Source organism: Bacillota bacterium (assembly GCA_018818595.1).
GTDB lineage: Bacteria > Bacillota_I > Bacilli_A > Izemoplasmatales > Hujiaoplasmataceae > JAHIRM01.
Window position 1 is genome coordinate 1 of sequence record JAHIRM010000019.1, and the last position, 18,052, is coordinate 18,052.

An 18,052-nucleotide genomic window follows, 5' to 3' on the forward strand; every position below is an offset into this window, starting at 1 on the left:
AGTGCAGGAAATAGAAACAGTGGAAAAAATGCATTTTTTAGCTGTTAATTTGCCTTTTAAGGTAGATATTCCCGGAGGAATGAGTATTAAGGAAACATTAAGTGCTATCAAAAGCCAGGGAGGAGAGATTGTAGCAAATCATCCCTATGGGGGGCTAAGAGGAAGAAGACTTGTTGAAATGAATAGATATCAAATTGATTTAATAGAAGATGTGTTTTTTTCTTCAACGTATCATGTGACATTTATCGTGGACTTATTATTAAGACCAAGAAAAATTCAAATTCTAACAGGAGATGTCACCTTACTTGGATTTTCTAAACAAGAATCATTTTTATTTTCAGAAATTGCCAGCCATATTGAAACCGAAAACGCTTTAGCAGAAGTAGAAGGAAAAGAAACGTTCTTAGAAGATTTAACGAAGAAATTAATCAATATCACTGAGGACATGCAGTTATATATACCCCTCAAAATCAAAAACGGAACCCTTTGGTTGTTGGTAGGAATTGATATTTTAACCAAAAATGAGGGACACACTGAATTGATTTTTGGTCGAATCAATCGAATCTACGATAATACTCCAAAAGGAATTCTTTATTACAAATCTACTTACCAAGATTCTTTAACAAGGTTGTTTACACGAGAAACTTTAAAAATACATCTTCAAAACCCAACTTATTTAGAAGGTGCTTATGGAATTTATTTTGATATTGATCATTTCAAAACAATAAACGATATATACGGACACAAGGCAGGAGATTTGTTCTTAATTGAACTTGCCAATCGCTTTATCGCTAATTGGGAGAAGGATGTTATTTACTATAGACTTGGTGGAGATGAGTTTTTTGTATTTGTATTAAACCATTCTGAAAAACAAATTATTGATAGAGCCAAACAAATTATTTTCTTAATTGAAAACCTAAATGAAAAAGCAATTGCCGCTAAAGTTAGTGCATCAATTGGAATTGTTCCTATAAAAAAAGAATGTTATGATTATACCAAATTACTAGATTTAGGAGACAAAGCTATGTATGAATCTAAAAACAAAGGCAAAGGAATGATTACCTTTGCAAAAGACGTTTAAAAGCGTCTTTTTTTTGGAAAGCGCTTTTTGATTCTTTTCGTTGTAAAAAAAAAGGTAATTTGCTATAATTGTAATGGAATAGCCTCAAAGACAGGAGTGGTTTTTATGAAAATCGCCATTGGATCAGATCATGCAGGATTTGTATACAAGCAACCGATAATAAAACACTTACAAACAAGAGGAATTGAAGTTTTCGATTTTGGCACAAATTCTTTGGAATCTACCGATTATCCAATCTATGCTTTTAAAGTTGCAGAAGCAGTAAGAGACAAGCTATTTGATTTTGGAATTTTAATTTGTGGAACAGGAATCGGCATGTCAATTGCTGCAAACAAAGTAAAAGGAATTCGAGCTTGTGCTTGTCAAACAGAATTCGTAGCAAAAGCTGCCAAAGAGCATAACAACGCTAACGTTTTATGCTTAGGTTCAAGAACTAATACGCTTGCGGAAGCCCTTCATTTTGTGGATATTTATTTAGATTCAAGTTATTCAAATGGAGTTAGGCACAATCAAAGGCTACATTTAATTCAAGAATATGAGGAGAACAAATAATGGGAAAAGTAGTTATTATTCAACATCCTTTAATTGATCACAAAATGGCCATCATCAGAAATAAACTGACAGATACCAAAACCTTTCGTGAAAACGTAAATGAAATTGGAAGTTTGGTTACTTACGAAATCACAAGAGATTTACAAACTAAGCCAATCGAAGTTGAAACGCCTATTGCTAAAACAATTTGTCAAACACTGGCAAAAGAAGTAGTAATCGTTCCAATATTAAGAGCGGGTCTTGGAATGGTGGATGGAATTCACAATGTGATTCCAACGGCAAAGATAGGACATATCGGATTATACCGAGATGAAACAACCTTACAACCTCAAACGTATTATACAAAACTACCAAACGTGTTAAAAGAAGCAACCGTTTTAATCGTAGATCCGATGTTAGCAACCGGAGGTTCTGCCGTTAAGGCCATTTCACTTGTGAAAGAACAAGGTGGAATTGACATTCGGTTTGTGGGACTGGTTGGATGCCCTGAAGGAATCAAAGAACTCCAAATTCATCATCCAGATATCGATATCTATTTAGTTGCCATTGATGAAAAGCTAAATGAGATTGGGTATATTGTACCTGGACTTGGAGATTGTGGAGATCGTTTGTTTGGAACGAAATGAGTGAGCGAGATTGAATAATGTTAAATCTACTTTTACAGGTGTTCAATTAATCATTCAATTTTTTATTGAATTAATTATTTCGATGTTTCTTGGTTATCTTATTGGCCAAGCCATCGATAGTTATCTATGGGAAGAGAAACATTTATTTCTATTTATTTTTATATTTTTAGGACTTTTCTCAAGTGTTATCAATCTAGTAAAAAGAACATTTAAAATGATGGGAGAGAGTAAAAATGCAGATAAAAAACCTAAATCTGATTGAAAAGACATTTTTATTTCTATGGCCTTTTATCATTATATTTAGTCTTGTGACATATCTGATATCTTTGGATTTTGATTTAGTAATTGGTTTCTTACTTGGAGCTTTCACATCGATGCTTATGAATTCTTTTCATTATCGAGTCATGAAAAAAGCATTTGAATCCCATCTAGAACAAATTAAAACAAAACAAATTTTGTTATACTTTGCAAAAATGGTTTTTTATGGAATTGTGATGTATTTCGCTATTACTAATCCCGATTGGAACATCATATTAACATTTGTAGGAATTATTTCTTACCGGGTCATATTATTTCCTGTTACTTTCTTTTCTTTAAGAAAACAAAACAAAGAAGGTGATAAAAATGCTTGATTTTAATATTATTGCCCCCTTATCACCTCAAATTATCTCGACATTAATTGTAGTTTTCGTATTAAGCATCGTATTTATTATTGTAGGGATTCGGGTAAGCAAACTAAACCCAACAGATACACCAAAAGGATTTGTTTTAGTTATAATTTTCTTCGTGGAGATGATTCAAAATTTATTAAGAGATCATTTGCCAGGAAAGAAATTAAATTTATTTGGACCTTATCTATTTTCGGTCTTAGTGTATTTAATGTTTGCGAACACCATTGCCTTATTTGGATTAAAAGCACCTTTGTCAAGTGTAAGTATTGCGATGAGCTTTTCCATTATTACCTTTATCATTTTAAAGTTTTCAGAAATTAAATATAAAGGATTTAAAAGAATGGGACACGATATTTTCATAGGACATGTATGGTGGATGTTTCCAATCATGGTACCGATTAATTTGATTGGTCAAATATCAACTCCGCTTACCATGGGAATTCGTTTGTTTGGTAATCTTGTGAGTGGCGCGGTAATTTCTGCCATGGTTTATGCAGTGTTATATTGGGTCGCAGGTGTTTTTGCAGGAGTATTCTTGCACGTAGTTTTTGATATATTTTTCGGTCTCATTCAAGCGTTTGTCTTTTTCATGTTGTCAACGGTAAACATATCGATGGCAGCGGATGCTTCATAAGAAATAATAATTTTAACGATACTATATTAGGAGGAAATTAACATGTTTGAATCAATTTTTACATCCGCTTTACGTTTTGCTGCAGAATACAATCAATTCTTTTCAGATGGTATGAGATACCTTGGAGCTGGAATTGCTGTTGTTGCTGGAATTGGACCTGGAATTGGTCAAGGATATGCCGCTGGTAAAGCCGCAGAAGCAGTTGGTAGACAACCAGAAGCACAAGGGAAAGTATTAATGACAACACTTGTTACCGCAGCTCTTGCCGAGACGACTGGTCTTTATGGACTTCTTGTTGCTCTCATTTTAATTTTTGGATAAGAGGATTTTGATTAAAAAGGAGTTTTCTAAATGACAGCAGTAGAAAGAATCATGCAAGCCGTATCGGACACCATTAAATCAGCACTAGGTGTTAGTTTACTTGATATAATCGTTCAACTTCTTGCGACGCTTCTTTTGGTATTAATCGTGAAGTATTTCTTATGGAATAAAATCACTGATTTTTTAGCAAAAAGAAGAAAGTTTTTAGAAGATGAAGTCGAAAATGCTAAAAAAGAAAATTTAGAAGCGATTAAATTAAAAGAAGATACTGAGCTTGAGTACATTAATCTTAAAAAACGATCAAAATCGGTTATCGATTCAGCTACGCAAAAAGGTGAATTGGTACATCAAGAAATTGTATCGAAAGCAAAATTAGAAGCGTCTTCTATTCTTGAATCTTCTTTAAAAGAAATTGAACTTGAAAAAGAAAAAGCCAGAGTGAAGATGAAACACGAAGTGATTGATCTTGCAACTCTTATGGCTGAAAAAATCATAGAACAAGAAGTCGATCAAAAAAAATACTTAGATAAATCCATCGAAGACATAAATCGAAGTGAAGTCAAATGACTTCTATTCATGAAGAGTATGCAAAGTCAATCTTCTCTCTTGCGATGGAAAGCAATCAGCTAAACGAATTTCAAGCTGGTTTTTTGGCTTTTACTGAAGCAATCGATGAAAAAACTATGCAATTTTTTAATCATCCGAAAATCAGTAAAAACGAAAAAAAACAAGTGATAGAACATAGTGTGAAATTAACATTATTAAAACATTTTCTTTTTGTCTTAATTGATAACGAAAGAATGAATGTGATTCCTTCAATTTTCTATTCGTTTTCGGAACTAATCGATGATTTAAATAAAATCAAAAAAGTTCAAGTTTATTCAAAGAAAGTCTTGTCAGATGATCAACGAAAGGCTTTATTAGTACAACTTGAAAAAGATACGTATCATAAAATTGAATTAGAAGAAATTATCGACGATTCTATTATTTCGGGATTTCGACTAGAATATGATGGACTCGTAAAAGATGAAACCAGCAATCGACAATTAGAAGATTTGAAATCAAATTTAAAAAGAGGATGAGGTAGAAGAAATTATGCGAATAGACCCTCTCGAAATTAGTTCTTTATTAAAAGAACAAATTAAGAAATACGAAAAATCAATCAAAACAGAGGAAGTAGGAAGTGTCATCTCAGTAGGAGATGGCATTGCTTTGGTATACGGATTAGATCATGCAATGAGTGGAGAACTTCTTGTTTTTCCAAATGATGTTGTCGGCATGGTTCAAAACCTTGAAAAAGACCATGTAGGCGTTATTTTACTAAATGACTCCTCTTTAATTAAAGAAGGAGACATAGTAAAAACTACTGGAAAAATTTTAGAAGTGCCTGTAGGAGATGCTTTAATAGGCCGAGTTGTAAATCCATTAGGACAACCTATTGATGGACTTGGCGAAATTAAAACCTCTAAGACAAGACCAGTAGAACGAAAAGCAACAGGTGTTATCGAACGACAAAGCGTGAATCAACCTTTGCAAACAGGAATCAAAGTACTAGATGCTTTAGTTCCAATTGGTAGAGGACAAAGAGAACTAATTATTGGCGATAGACAAACGGGTAAGACATCCATTGCAGTTGACACAATGATTAATCAAAAAGACGAAGATGTTATTTGTATTTACGTTGCGATTGGACAAAAAAACTCTACGGTTTTAAACGTTCTTGAAACCCTTAAAAAATACGATGCACTTAAATATTCCATCATCGTTGCAGCGTCTGCAAGTGATCCGGCTCCGTTATTATTTTTAGCTCCATACTCTGCAGTTGCCATGGCAGAAGAATTTATGTTCTTAGGAAAACATGTTTTGATTATCTATGATGATTTATCAAAACATGCGATTGCCTATAGAGAATTATCTTTGCTTTTAAGAAGACCACCAGGTAGAGAGGCTTTTCCAGGAGATGTGTTTTATTTGCATTCTAGATTGTTAGAAAGAGCCGCTAAATTGAATGATGAATTAGGTGGAGGATCGATTACGGCCCTTCCCATCATTGAAACACAAGAAGGAGATATTTCTGCTTATATTCCAACAAACGTTATTTCGATTACGGATGGGCAAATTTTCTTACAATCCAAACTATTCTATTCTGGAATACGACCTGCCATTAATGCAGGACTATCGGTTTCAAGGGTAGGGGGAGCCGCTCAATATAAAGCAATTAAAAAAGTCTCTGGAACCCTTCGACTGGATTTAGCAAGTTATCGCGAACTAGAAGCTTTCACCCAATTTGGATCGGACTTAGATGATGCGACCAAAGCTAAACTTGACAGAGGCGAACGCACCGTTGAAATATTAAAACAAGGACTTCATAAAACCATTCCGTTTGAACTTCAAGCGATTAGTATTTATTGCCTTATTAATGGGTATTTAGACCAAATTAAAATTGAAGACATTAAACGGTTTGAAACAGAACTTCATCAATTTTTTTGCCAAGATGAAGAGGCAAAAAAATTAACAGCTTTATTGAAAGAAACGAAAGATTTACCTGAAACAACGTTATTAAATAAAGCAATAGCAAGATTTGTAACAGACTTTATATAAAAAGGAGTGAATCCCTATGGCTTCGATTAGAGAAATCAAAAACAGAATAGAAGCGACTCGTAAAACCAGTCAAATAACGAAAGCCATGAACATGGTTTCTGCTTCGAAATTAAGAAAAGTCGAACGTAAATTTCGGGCTTTTGCGCCTATAAAACAAAAAGTAAAAACAATTTTAGAAGACGTATTATCGACAAACCCTGACCTAACTCATCCACTTTTGATTTCAAGAGAAATTAAAAAGACTGGCTATATCCTTGTCTCAAGTGATAGAGGACTCGCGGGGCCTTATAATGCAAATATCTTTAAATACTTTGAAAAAATAATTAGTGAAAATCATAAATCAAAAAGCGAATTTATTGTCGGTACCATTGGGTTTAAAGCATTTTCTTATTGTAAAAGAAATCATCATCCTCTTTTAAATCAAGAATCCATAAATTCTCGAGATGAAATTGAATTTATCGATTTTCAAGCGATGTCAAGAGCGTTCATAAGTCTTTATCTTGAAAGTCGTGTCGATAAAATTGTGTTAATCTATTCGGATTATATTAATACACTTACTCAAATTATTAGAGACGAAGTTTTGCTTCCAATTACTGATTTGGTAAAAGACATTACCAAACCAGTATCTGAATTTATCTTTGAACCAACTCCATTTGATGTAATGAATGAATTATTACCAATCTATTTGGAAAATACGTTATACGGAATTATTCTTGATGCTAAAACAAGTGAACATGCCGCAAGAATGACTGCCATGAAAAATGCAACAGATAACGCACTTGAAGTGATTCAAAAACAAAATCTGATTTATAACCGGGTAAGACAAGCAGCTATTACAATCGAATTGACCGATATCATCGGTGGAGCAAACGCTGTAAGCTAGGGAGGAAATATATGCCAAACATTGGAAAAGTAGTTCAAGTAATGGGACCAGTAGTTGATTGTTTATTTGAAGAAGGAATGCCTTCTATCAATAATGCCTTAAAAATCAAGATCCCTAAAAATAAAAATCATGGAGTGGAAATTGACCTCACCTTAGAAGTGTCTTTGTTCTTAGGTGGTGGAATTGTAAGAACCATTGCCATGGACTCAACCGACGGACTTGTAAGAGGCGTTGAAGTGATTGATACAGGAGAATTCATTTCGGTTCCCGTTGGAACATTAACGCTTGGAAGAATGTTTAATGTATTAGGAGATCCCATTGATGGACTTCCAATGCCTTCAGGAAAAATCAAGCGTTCTCCCATTCATAGACCTAGTCCAAAATTAGAAGACTTAAATGCAACAACCGAAATTCTAGAAACCGGAATCAAAGTCATTGATTTACTTGCGCCTTACATCAAAGGTGGAAAAATCGGTCTTTTTGGTGGAGCTGGTGTTGGAAAAACTGTTATCATTCAAGAACTCATTCATAATGTAGCAGAACAGCACGGAGGCATCTCTGTTTTTGCCGGAGTAGGGGAAAGAACTAGAGAAGGAAATGACCTTTACTACGATATGAAAAAATCAGGAGTAATCAATAAAACCGCAATGGTATTTGGTCAAATGAATGAGCCTCCTGGTGCTAGAATGCGTGTTGGACTTTCAGGACTTACTATGGCAGAACATTTTAGAGACGAAGAACATCAAGATGTTCTTCTATTCATCGATAATATTTTTAGATTTACACAAGCTGGTTCTGAAGTTTCTGCTTTACTTGGTAGAATGCCTTCAGCCGTTGGATATCAACCAACGCTTGCGACCGATATGGGATTACTTCAAGAGCGAATTACTTCTACGAAATCTGGATCGATTACATCGATTCAAGCCGTGTTCGTTCCTGCAGATGATTATACCGATCCAGCTCCTGCAACCACTTTTACTCATTTAGATGCAACAACCAATCTATCTAGAAAGATTTCAGAAGAAGGAATTTATCCTGCAGTGGATCCTCTTGCGTCTACTAGTAGAGCACTTACTCCTGAAATTGTAGGAGAAAAACATTACAATATCGCACGAGAAGTCCAAAAAACTCTACAACGCTATAATGATTTGTTAGATATTATTGCGATTTTAGGAATGGATGAATTAAGTGACGAAGATAAACTTGTAGTACATCGTGCAAGACGAATTCGACTTTTCTTATCTCAAAACTTCCATGTAGCGGAACAATTTACAGGGCAAATAGGAAGTTTCGTTAAAGTAAAAGACACCGTAAAAGGCTTCGAAGAAATCTTACAAGGAAAATACGATGAATTACCAGAAGATGCTTTTCGCTTAGTTGGAAGCATAGAAGAAGTCATTGAAAAAGCCAAAAGAATGAAAAAATAAAGGGGGAACACTTTTGAAAATAGTAATTGTAACTCCTGATGGCGAACTTTATAACGAAGAAGTAACCGCAATTATTGTATCGAGTGAAAACAATGGGGACTATGGTGTCTTAAAAGACCATTTGCCCATTATTTCTACAATCGATACTGGTTATATCAAATTAGAACAAGGCGATTTAGTCTACTATGTTGTTATCATTGGTGGTGTTGTTGAAACACATCACAATCTGATTACCGTAATCGCTCAAGACGCTTTTATTGGCAATTCAAAAGAAGCTGCTTTTGAAAATCTATATGCCATTCGAAAAGCAAGACTTGAAGATAACAAACAAAGAAACATTGAATTACTAAAAGCAGAAAAAGAACTGAAAAGACAAATTAAACAAACTGGTGCTGGAAGTCTATAATCACCAAGAAGGGAGTATCTATGAAAAATCGAGGATTTGAAGTTGTCACGCAGTATCTAAATCAAGATATTCGGTTACCTCTTCGCAAAACGGCAAAAAGTGCTGGATATGATATCGAAGCAGCACAAGATACTTTCATTCTTCCAGGGAAAGTAGAATTTGTGCCAACCGGATTAAAAACATATATGAATGAGTTTGAAGTTTTGCAACTTTACCCAAGAAGTTCCTTTGTAAAAAACAAAAACCTATCTCTGATAAATAGCGTTGGAATTATCGATAGTGACTATTACAATAACCCAGAAAATGAAGGCCATATTTTAGTCATGCTTTATAATTTTGGAGAGACACCACAATTTGTTAAAAAGGGAGAACGTTTTTGTCAAGCTATCTTTTCGGTTTATTTAAAAGTCGATTCAGAAGCATCTTCTTCTGTAAAACGACTTGGAGGCTTCGGAAGTACAGGTTTATGACCACATATTTGTGTGGTTTTTTCTTTATCGGTCAAAACAGGTAAAATATGCTTGATTTATCGGCCGAAATTTGGTAAAATAGTTTCGCCGTAAAAAATACACACACTGGTGAGTGATTTGTCAGGAGCCAAGCAATTGGTGACAATAATGTTGAAGCAGTGGAGGGCAAAATCAAATAGGAGGATTTAAAAAAAATGGGCGTTATATCAATGAAAGCTCTGTTAGAAGCAGGGGTGCATTTCGGTCACCAAACGCGTAGATGGAATCCAAAAATGGCAAAGTACATTTATACATCACGTAATGGGATTCATATTATCGATTTACAAAAAACAAGCGACTGTATTGATGTTGCTTACAGAGCATTGTTTGAGATTGCTCAAGCAGGCGGAAGAGTATTATTTGTTGGAACCAAAAAACAATCTCAAGATCCAGTAAAAGAAGAAGCAATTCGTTCCGGTCAATTTTATGTTGATCAAAGATGGTTAGGTGGAACCCTTACTAATTTTAAAACCATCAAACGTTCTATCAAAAAACTTCATGACCTTTACAAAATGGAAAGCGATGGAACTTTTAAATTATTACCTAAAAAAGAAGTCATTGGTCTACACAAAGAAATGGCTCGTTTAGAAAAATTCCTAGGTGGAATTAAAGAAATGCGTGGATTACCACAAGCTTTATTTATTATCGATCCTAGAAAAGAAAGAAATGCAATTTTAGAAGCAAGAATATTACACATTCCAGTATTTGGAATTATCGATACAAACTGTGATCCAGATGAAGTAGATTACATCATCCCAGCAAATGATGATGCACTTCGTTCGGTTAAATTAATTGTAAGTAAAATGGCAGATGCTGTCATTGAAGCAAACGGCGGTCTTGTGGAAGGCGTTTCACCTGTTGTCTCAGTAGAAGAAACCGAAGAAGACGATTCGACCATTGATGAAGTGGAAGAGGAAGAAACTCCAAAGATTGTTAAAAAACCAGTTGTAACAACTCCAAAACCAACACCTAAGCCAACACCAAAACCAGTTGTTACAGAAGCAAAACCAGTTGTTACGGAAGTAAAACCTGAAGTTGTTGTTGAAGTGAAACCAGAAGTAGTTGCTGAAGTGAAGACTGAAGTTGTCATCGAAAAAACAAAAACTGTTAAAGCAAAACCAGAAGTGGTTGTCGAAGAACCAAAAGTTGTTGAAGTAGAAAAAACTCCTTCCATCGACTTGGAATCTAAAACAGTTGCTGAACTTAGAGAACTTGCAAAAGAACATAATCTTACAAATTATTCTAAATTACGTAAAGCAGAATTAATTGAAGAACTTTTAAAACAAATGTAAATAATAAAGGGAGCAATAATTGCTCCCTTTTTAGAGAAAACACTTAAAATAATTGTATATCACTTCAAAATATGATAATATTATAATAGTGTAATAAGGAGGAAATACCATGGATATTACAGCTAGTTTAGTAAAAGATTTACGTGAGAAAACCGGTGCAGGAATGATGGATTGCAAAAAGGCACTTGTTGAAACAAATGGAAATATCGATTTAGCTATTGATTGGTTAAGAGAAAAAGGAATTGCAAAGGCAGCAAAGAAAGAATCTAGAATTGCTGCAGAAGGTCTTTGTGAAGTTTTATCAGATAAGAACAAAGCAATCGTATTTGAACTAAATTGTGAAACGGATTTCGTGTCTCAAAACGAAAGGTTCATTAAATTAGTTTCAACGGTTGGGAACATTCTTTTAAATAGCAATGCTTTAACAAATGAAGAAGCTTTATTAGTAACAGAAAACGCAAAAACTTTGCAACAAATTTTACTTGAAAGTGTCGTTTTCATTGGAGAAAAAATTTCACTTCGTCGTTACGAAGTATTCACAAAAACAGACAATCAAGTATTTGGCTTATACAAACACATGGGCGGAAAAATTGTTTCTTTATCCATTCTAAATGGTGGAGATTTTCAAACCGCAAAAGACATCGCTATGCATGTTGCGGCATCTAGTCCTAAATATTTAAGTCAAAAAGATATCGCACCAGAAATCATTGTTCATGAAAAACAAGTTTTGACCAATGAAGCATTAAATGAAAATGAAACAGCAGAAAAACCAAAACCTCAAGCAATCATTTTAAAAATGGTTGAAGGCCGTTTAAATAAAAACTTAAAAGAAATCTGTTTAGTAAATCAAGCGTTTATTAAGAACCCAGATCAATCAGTTGAAGAATACGTAAAAAGTAAAGGCGCAACAATCGCTTCTTTTACACGTTTAGCTGTTGGTGAAGGCATTGAAAAGAAAGAAGATAATTTTGCAGACGAAGTATTATCACAAGTAAAATAATTGGAAGGGCACTCGTGTGTCCTTTCTTTCTCATTTAAGGGGGTCCTATTATGTTAAAAAGACGAGTTATGATAAAATTAAGTGGAGAAGCTTTAGCTGGAAAAAGTGGAATCGGTATTGATCCACAAGTGGTAAAAAGAATCGCAAAAGAAGTAAAAGCAGCCTATGATTTAGATTTATGTGAAATTGGAATTGTCGTAGGCGGAGGAAACATTTTCAGAGGCAAATTAGCAGCTGAAATGGGAATTGAACGTTCTAGTGCTGATTACATGGGAATGATTGGTACCATCCTAAATGCCCTTGCTCTTCAAAATTCTCTTGAAGCGATGGGTGTTCCAACAAGGGTAATGACTAGCCTTAATATTCCTGAAGTAGCTGAACCCTACATAAGAAGAAAAGCCATTAGTCACCTTGAGAAAAACTATATTGTTATTTTTGGTGGAGGTACTGGGAATCCTTATTTTTCTACCGACACTACTTCAGCTTTAAGAGCTGCAGAACTTGGAGCAAGCATTGTTTATATGGCTAAAAATGGAACCGATGGAGTCTATGATAAAGATCCTCAAGTTCATAAAGATTCAAACAAATATAGTAGTCTGACCCATCAAGAAGTTTTACAAAAAGAACTTCAAGTTATGGATTCAACTGCTGCAGCATTATGTCATGATAACAACATCGATATTTATGTCTTTGACATGAACAAAGATGGCAATATCAAGCGCGCAATTTTAGGCGAAGATATTGGCACAATGATTAAAAATAAGTAAATAAGGAGTGAAAATGTATGCCTGATACAATTTTAATGGAAGCCGAAGAACGGATGGAACATTCGATTATTGCCCTTCATAAAGAATATGCAACCATAAGAAGTGGAAGAGCAAACCCAAAAATGCTAGAGCGTGTTACTGTGGATTATTATGGAGCGTTGTCTCCCATCAGTCAAATTGCTTCAATTCAAGTTCCTGAAGCAACTCAAATTTACATCAAACCTTATGACAAATCACTACTGTCCAAAATTGAAAGAGCTATTTTTGCGGCTAATTTAGGAGTTACTCCTACCAATGATGGCATTGGAATTCGGATTTCTTTACCACCTCTTACCGAAGAAAACAGAAAAGAATCCGTTAAAGTCATTCATAAAATGGCAGAAGAAAATAAAGTAGGAATTAGAAACATAAGGCGAGACGCTATTTCTGATTTAAAGAAATTAGAAAAAGATAAAAAACTGACCGAAGATGATTCGAAATATTATCAAGATGAGGTTCAAAAAATCACAGATAAATTTATAGAAAAAATTGATGAAGTATTTAAAGAAAAAGAAAAAGACGTTATGAGTATATAAGACTAGAAATAGTCTTATATTTTATTTTAACACATTTTGTCTTCGTTATAAAATGATAGAAAAAATCAAAGAAATAGTGTATAATTGTTATGAGAAAGCGGTGATACCATGCTTTTTAAAAAAAACAATAAATCCATCACAATTCCCAAACACATTGCGATTATACTAGATGGGAATGGAAGATGGGCAAAACAAAGAGGAATGCCAAGAACGTTTGGGCATCAAGTTGGTATTGAAAACATTCGAAAAATAGCACTGGTTGCTTCTGATTTAGGAATAAAGGTCTTAAGTGTGTTTGCATTTTCAACTGAAAATTGGAAACGACCAACAGATGAAGTCGAATTTTTAATGAAAATGCCAAGTGAATTTGAAAAAAGATTTAAAGACGATTTCAAACAATATGATATTAAAGTTGTATTTACGGGAAGAACCAATCATTTAAGTCTTGAAAATCAAGAGATACTTAATCGCATCACTTCGCTTTCAAAAGATCGAAGTGGAATGATTTTAAATATTTGTTTTGATTATGGATCTTATGATGAGTTAACCGAAGCAGTAAAACAAATTTCTTTTGAAGTAAAAGAAAATCAATTAACCATCGAAGAAATAACAGAACAGACCGTAACGAATCATTTATATACAAAAGATTTACTTCCACTTGATTTATTGATAAGACCAAGTGGAGAGATTAGACTTAGCAATTTTATGTTATGGCAAGCAGCGTATGCTGAACTGTATTTTTGTAAAACGTATTGGCCAAGTTTTTCTAAAAAAGATTTGATTCTTGCCATAAAGGCATATAATTCACGCGAAAGACGATATGGTGGATTGAAAGGGTGATTTCATGAAACAAAGAACCATTACCGGATTCATCATGGCAATCATTATGATTCCTATCTTAATCTTTGGGAATCATTACGAAATATTTACCATGTTTTGCCTCATATTATCCATGATTGCAGCTTTTGAGTTTCGAAACATGCTGCAAAAGAAAAATCCATTGCCAAGATGGATTGATACTGTATCGGTTGTATTAACTGGTGGATTTTTACTGGTTGTTGTCTATAGCTTAGAAGAAATCATTCCTTATAGTGTTATCTTGATTTTTTTCATCTTTATACTTTTACTATATTCTATGATTTTAGTGTTTTGTGATTCTTTTCAAACAAGAGATTTTGGAAATGTTTTTGCGACCATTTTATATTGTAGTTTAGGATTTGCAGCATTTGCTTATTTAAGAACGGTAAGCTTAGAAATCGTATTTTATTTCTTGCTTGTCAGTATGGCAACCGATACGTTTGCTTACCTTTTTGGTATTAAATTTGGCAAGCATAGATTAGCATTAAAAATAAGTCCTAAAAAAAGCGTAGAAGGTGCGATTGCAGGACTCGTATTTGGATCCATATTTGCTACACTATTTGCTTTATTCTTTAACGTCTTTGATTTTTTTATTGTTTATGTGATTCTTCTTTCAATCTTTTTGTCTTTAATGGGACAAATTGGAGATTTGGTTGCCTCTAAATTTAAACGAAATTATGAAATCAAAGATTATTCTAATCTGTTTCCAGGACACGGAGGAGTATTAGATCGTTTTGATTCTTCAACGATTGTGGCACTTAGTCTTATTTTAATTTTATTACTTCAAAGTGTGATTTAAATGAAAAACCTCTATTTGCTTGGATCGACCGGATCCATTGGAACACAAGTATTAGAAATTGTAAGCCAACATTTAGAAGACTTTAAAGTTATCACAATGTCTGCTAATAAAAATATTTCTTTGCTGAGGCATCAAATAAAACAATTTAAACCACTGTATGTTTCCGTTACAGAAAAAAATGATGCAATGATGTTGCAAACAGAGTTTCCTACTACTTGTTTTGGTTATGGAAAAGAAGGCTTAATCAAAGCTGCCACTTTTCAAAAAGAAGATAAAATTGGGTTAGTCGTTAATGCTCTTGTGGGAATTGCAGGACTTGTTCCTACCATTGAAGCCATAAAGATTCACAGAAATATCGCATTAGCCAATAAAGAGACTTTAGTGGTTGGTGGATTTTTAATTAAAAAATTATTAAAAGAATTTAACGTAAAAATGTATCCAATCGATTCAGAACATTCTGCAATTTGGCAATGTTTACAAGGCTCAAAACCTCATGAAATCAAAAAAATCATCATAACCGCAAGTGGTGGAGCTTTTAGAGATTATACAAGGCTTGAATTAGAAAATGCAACTTTAGAAGATGCTTTAAAACATCCAAACTGGGCAATGGGTTATAAAATAACGATTGACTCAGCGACCATGATGAACAAAGGCTTTGAAATGATTGAAGCTTGTTACTTGTTTGATTTACCAATTGAAAAAGTAGAAACCATTTTACACAGCGAAAGCATCATTCATTCTATGGTTGAATTTGTAGATTCTTCGGTTATCGCACAACTTTCTAGTCACGATATGAAACTTCCTATTCAATATGCTTTATATTTTCCAAACAGAATCAAAAGCATGACAAAATCACTCGATTTTGTCAAACTGAAAAGTCTTCATTTTGAACCAATTAATCAAGAGAAATATCCTTGTTTAACGTATGCAATCCAATCCTTTCGGATTGGTGGATCCATGCCTTGCGTATTAAATGCCGCAAATGAAGCTTGTGTTTCACTTTTCCTTGAGGGTAAAATTCGATTTTTAGAAATCGAAAAAATAATTAAAACCGAATTAGATAAACATTTAGTAAATCTTTCTCCAACACTTGAGGATTTACTAGAAATTGATTATTTGGTTAAAACATCAATTTATCAAACATACAGCTTGAGATAGGAGTCTACTATATGGATTTTTTAATTGCAGTTGGCAATATATTATTATTTTTAATCGTTTTAAGCGTTGTAATTTGTATTCATGAATTAGGCCATTTTTTCTTTGCAAAAAAAGCGGGAGTATTATGTCATGAGTTTTCTTTTGGCATGGGTCCTAAAATTTGGAGTAAGAAAAAAGGCGAAACAACTTTTTCGATTCGGGCAATTCCCTTTGGTGGATTTGTTTCCATGTCAGGAGAAGAAGTTCAAGCAGAAGTTGTAAAGGTAGGACAAAAAATTCGTTTGGGTTTTGCAAAAGACGGCGAAATAAATCGAATCATTATTAATCCAGCTCATCTTGATTATCAAGATTATCTAGAAGTAACCATCGATTCTATTGATTTGCAAGGAAGAGATCAAACGAGATTATATATCAATGAATATACCGTAAAAAGAGATGCCTATTTTGTGTTTGATAAAAATCAAATGCAAATTGCGCCTTATGATCGTAATTTTTCAACAAAAACCAAAATCCAAAGATTCTTAATCACCTTTGGCGGTCCAATGATGAACTTCATCTTAGCATTCTTTGTTTACTTGTTTATTGCTTTAACATTAGGAGTCGCAAATACTAGTAGTACTGTTGTTGGGGATGTAAGTTCTGGTATGCCTGCTTCTGAAATTTTACTTCCAGGAGATATTATTCTTTCGATTAATGATGAAGAGGTTTCGGCTTGGACAAGTAGCGATGAATCTTTAATTACCATTAATTCAGAACTAGCAAAATATTTAACTTATGATTCTTTTGTATTTGAAGTAGAAAGAGATGGAGAAATATTAACGTTAGAACCTATCATTCCTCAATACATCTTTTATGCTTTAGGGTTTACTAGTTCTGTAGATACAACCGATCTTATCATCGGCTCTCCTTTATATGTAAGTTCAGAATTGCTTGCCGGGGATAAGATTTTAAGTATTAATGGAGAAATATTTGCAAATTGGAATGAAATTATTACTTATGCAATTGCTTATACCGAAGGTTCAACGGAAGAAAACCCTACAACGATTACCGTTGAAAGAGATGGAGTCGAATACACTTTTACCTACGTTGCTTATGGAACGAACGTGTTAGATGCGATGGGGTATAGTGCATTTTATTCAAGAATTGGAATAGCTGGAACGACAAAATTTAGTCTTTTTGGGTCTTTTGAAAATGCCTTCTTAAGTTTTAAAGAATCAGCCCTTTCTATATATAAGACACTTTACTTATTATTCTCATCGAAACAAATCGGTGTGGGTGATTTATCTGGGTTTATTGGAATTTATACGATGACTGCAAATGCTGCCTCTCAAGGGTTCTATACTCTTCTTAGTTGGGTCGGACTTTTAAGTGTTAATTTAGGAATTGTGAACTTGCTTCCAATCCCAGCACTTGATGGAGGAAGACTTGTATTTATTGGGTATGAAGCGATAACAAAAAAGAAACCAAATCAGAAATTTGAGAATTTGCTTCACACAATTGTTTTCTTTTTATTAATTGCACTTTTGATTTTTGTAACCTATAATGATATTTTACGATTATTTGGCCTAGATTAACGATATAAAGGTTAAGAGCAAACATTCTTAACCTTTTTTTTATGGCTAAATCTGGGACTTTGTAGGATTATCAAAAAATCGAAAGTAATTTATAAAAAATCACGAAAACAGGTAAATAATAGTTGACATAAAAAAAGTGGTATGATACAATATAAAAGCGCGTGACAAGTGCGCAATTAGGTCTTTGAAAACTAAACAGATTAAAAAACGAACAACAAAACACAAAAAATGAGAAGAATAAAACTTTACATAAATATAATGGAGAGTTTGATCCTGGCTCAGGATAAACGCTGGCGGCATGCCTAATACATGCAAGTC

General features: G+C 33.7%; 22 protein-coding genes and 1 rRNA gene. All 23 read left to right on the forward strand.

Annotated features, from left to right (window positions below):
• Positions 1–1,081: GGDEF domain-containing protein (locus KJ971_04475; GenBank protein ID MBU1145095.1), on the forward strand; the 1,081-nt coding region annotated here is incomplete at its 5' end.
• Positions 1,082–1,186: 105 nt separating this feature from the next.
• Entirely contained in the window at positions 1,187–1,633 is a 447-nt protein-coding gene (gene rpiB, locus KJ971_04480; GenBank protein MBU1145096.1) for a ribose 5-phosphate isomerase B, read from the forward strand.
• The gene (upp, locus tag KJ971_04485) at positions 1,633–2,259 is read left to right on the forward strand and encodes a uracil phosphoribosyltransferase (protein ID MBU1145097.1); all 627 of its coding nucleotides are present in this window, start codon (positions 1,633–1,635) and stop codon (positions 2,257–2,259) included. Before rpiB ends, upp begins: the two co-directional genes overlap by 1 nt.
• 10 nt (positions 2,260–2,269) lie before the next feature.
• Complete coding sequence (locus KJ971_04490; protein MBU1145098.1) at positions 2,270–2,521, forward strand: AtpZ/AtpI family protein; 252 nt, start codon at positions 2,270–2,272, stop codon at positions 2,519–2,521.
• Complete coding sequence (locus KJ971_04495; protein MBU1145099.1) at positions 2,493–2,891, forward strand: ATP synthase subunit I; 399 nt, start codon at positions 2,493–2,495, stop codon at positions 2,889–2,891. Before KJ971_04490 ends, KJ971_04495 begins: the two co-directional genes overlap by 29 nt.
• Positions 2,884–3,564, forward strand: coding sequence for a F0F1 ATP synthase subunit A (locus KJ971_04500; GenBank protein MBU1145100.1), 681 nt, complete (start codon positions 2,884–2,886; stop codon positions 3,562–3,564). Before KJ971_04495 ends, KJ971_04500 begins: the two co-directional genes overlap by 8 nt.
• A gap of 42 nt (positions 3,565–3,606) precedes the next feature.
• Positions 3,607–3,885, forward strand: coding sequence for an ATP synthase F0 subunit C (atpE, locus tag KJ971_04505; GenBank protein ID MBU1145101.1), 279 nt, complete (start codon positions 3,607–3,609; stop codon positions 3,883–3,885).
• 30 nt (positions 3,886–3,915) lie between these two features.
• Positions 3,916–4,452 carry a F0F1 ATP synthase subunit B gene (atpF, locus tag KJ971_04510; GenBank protein ID MBU1145102.1) on the forward strand — a complete coding sequence of 179 codons (537 nt, stop codon included), beginning with the start codon at positions 3,916–3,918 and terminating at the stop codon, positions 4,450–4,452.
• A complete protein-coding gene (gene atpH, locus KJ971_04515) occupies positions 4,449–4,967 on the forward strand; it encodes an ATP synthase F1 subunit delta (protein ID MBU1145103.1) in 519 nt (172 codons plus the stop codon). The genes atpF and atpH overlap by 4 nt, the downstream gene beginning before the upstream one ends.
• Positions 4,968–4,980: 13 nt before the next feature.
• The gene (atpA, locus tag KJ971_04520) at positions 4,981–6,486 is read left to right on the forward strand and encodes a F0F1 ATP synthase subunit alpha (protein MBU1145104.1); all 1,506 of its coding nucleotides are present in this window, start codon (positions 4,981–4,983) and stop codon (positions 6,484–6,486) included.
• 16 nt (positions 6,487–6,502) lie between these two features.
• Positions 6,503–7,369, forward strand: a complete 867-nt coding sequence (gene atpG / locus KJ971_04525; protein ID MBU1145105.1) for an ATP synthase F1 subunit gamma — start codon at positions 6,503–6,505, stop codon at positions 7,367–7,369.
• An 11-nt stretch (positions 7,370–7,380) separates the two neighbouring features.
• Positions 7,381–8,796 (forward strand): F0F1 ATP synthase subunit beta, encoded by a 1,416-nt coding sequence (gene atpD, locus KJ971_04530; protein ID MBU1145106.1) that lies wholly within the window; start codon positions 7,381–7,383, stop codon positions 8,794–8,796.
• Positions 8,797–8,809: 13 nt separating this feature from the next.
• Positions 8,810–9,202 (forward strand): ATP synthase F1 subunit epsilon, encoded by a 393-nt coding sequence (atpC, locus tag KJ971_04535; GenBank protein MBU1145107.1) that lies wholly within the window; start codon positions 8,810–8,812, stop codon positions 9,200–9,202.
• 20 nt (positions 9,203–9,222) lie between these two features.
• Positions 9,223–9,672, forward strand: coding sequence for a dUTP diphosphatase (gene dut, locus KJ971_04540; GenBank protein MBU1145108.1), 450 nt, complete (start codon positions 9,223–9,225; stop codon positions 9,670–9,672).
• Between the two features lie 194 nt (positions 9,673–9,866).
• Positions 9,867–11,003 (forward strand): 30S ribosomal protein S2, encoded by a 1,137-nt coding sequence (rpsB, locus tag KJ971_04545; GenBank protein ID MBU1145109.1) that lies wholly within the window; start codon positions 9,867–9,869, stop codon positions 11,001–11,003.
• Between the two features lie 109 nt (positions 11,004–11,112).
• Positions 11,113–12,003, forward strand: coding sequence for a translation elongation factor Ts (tsf, locus tag KJ971_04550; GenBank protein MBU1145110.1), 891 nt, complete (start codon positions 11,113–11,115; stop codon positions 12,001–12,003).
• A 50-nt stretch (positions 12,004–12,053) separates the two neighbouring features.
• Positions 12,054–12,770: a UMP kinase gene (gene pyrH / locus KJ971_04555; GenBank protein ID MBU1145111.1), complete on the forward strand. Its 717-nt coding sequence runs from the start codon at positions 12,054–12,056 to the stop codon at positions 12,768–12,770.
• A 17-nt stretch (positions 12,771–12,787) separates the two neighbouring features.
• Entirely contained in the window at positions 12,788–13,345 is a 558-nt protein-coding gene (frr, locus tag KJ971_04560) for a ribosome recycling factor (GenBank protein MBU1145112.1), read from the forward strand.
• 108 nt (positions 13,346–13,453) lie between these two features.
• The gene (locus KJ971_04565; protein ID MBU1145113.1) at positions 13,454–14,185 is read left to right on the forward strand and encodes an isoprenyl transferase; all 732 of its coding nucleotides are present in this window, start codon (positions 13,454–13,456) and stop codon (positions 14,183–14,185) included.
• Positions 14,186–14,189: 4 nt separating this feature from the next.
• Positions 14,190–15,002: a phosphatidate cytidylyltransferase gene (locus KJ971_04570; protein MBU1145114.1), complete on the forward strand. Its 813-nt coding sequence runs from the start codon at positions 14,190–14,192 to the stop codon at positions 15,000–15,002.
• Positions 15,003–16,160 carry a 1-deoxy-D-xylulose-5-phosphate reductoisomerase gene (locus KJ971_04575; GenBank protein ID MBU1145115.1) on the forward strand — a complete coding sequence of 386 codons (1,158 nt, stop codon included), beginning with the start codon at positions 15,003–15,005 and terminating at the stop codon, positions 16,158–16,160. It abuts the gene before it with no gap.
• Between the two features lie 11 nt (positions 16,161–16,171).
• Positions 16,172–17,734, forward strand: coding sequence for an RIP metalloprotease RseP (gene rseP, locus KJ971_04580; GenBank protein ID MBU1145116.1), 1,563 nt, complete (start codon positions 16,172–16,174; stop codon positions 17,732–17,734).
• 255 nt (positions 17,735–17,989) lie between these two features.
• Positions 17,990–18,052: ribosomal RNA gene (locus tag KJ971_04585) — 16S ribosomal RNA — on the forward strand; the annotation flags it as partial.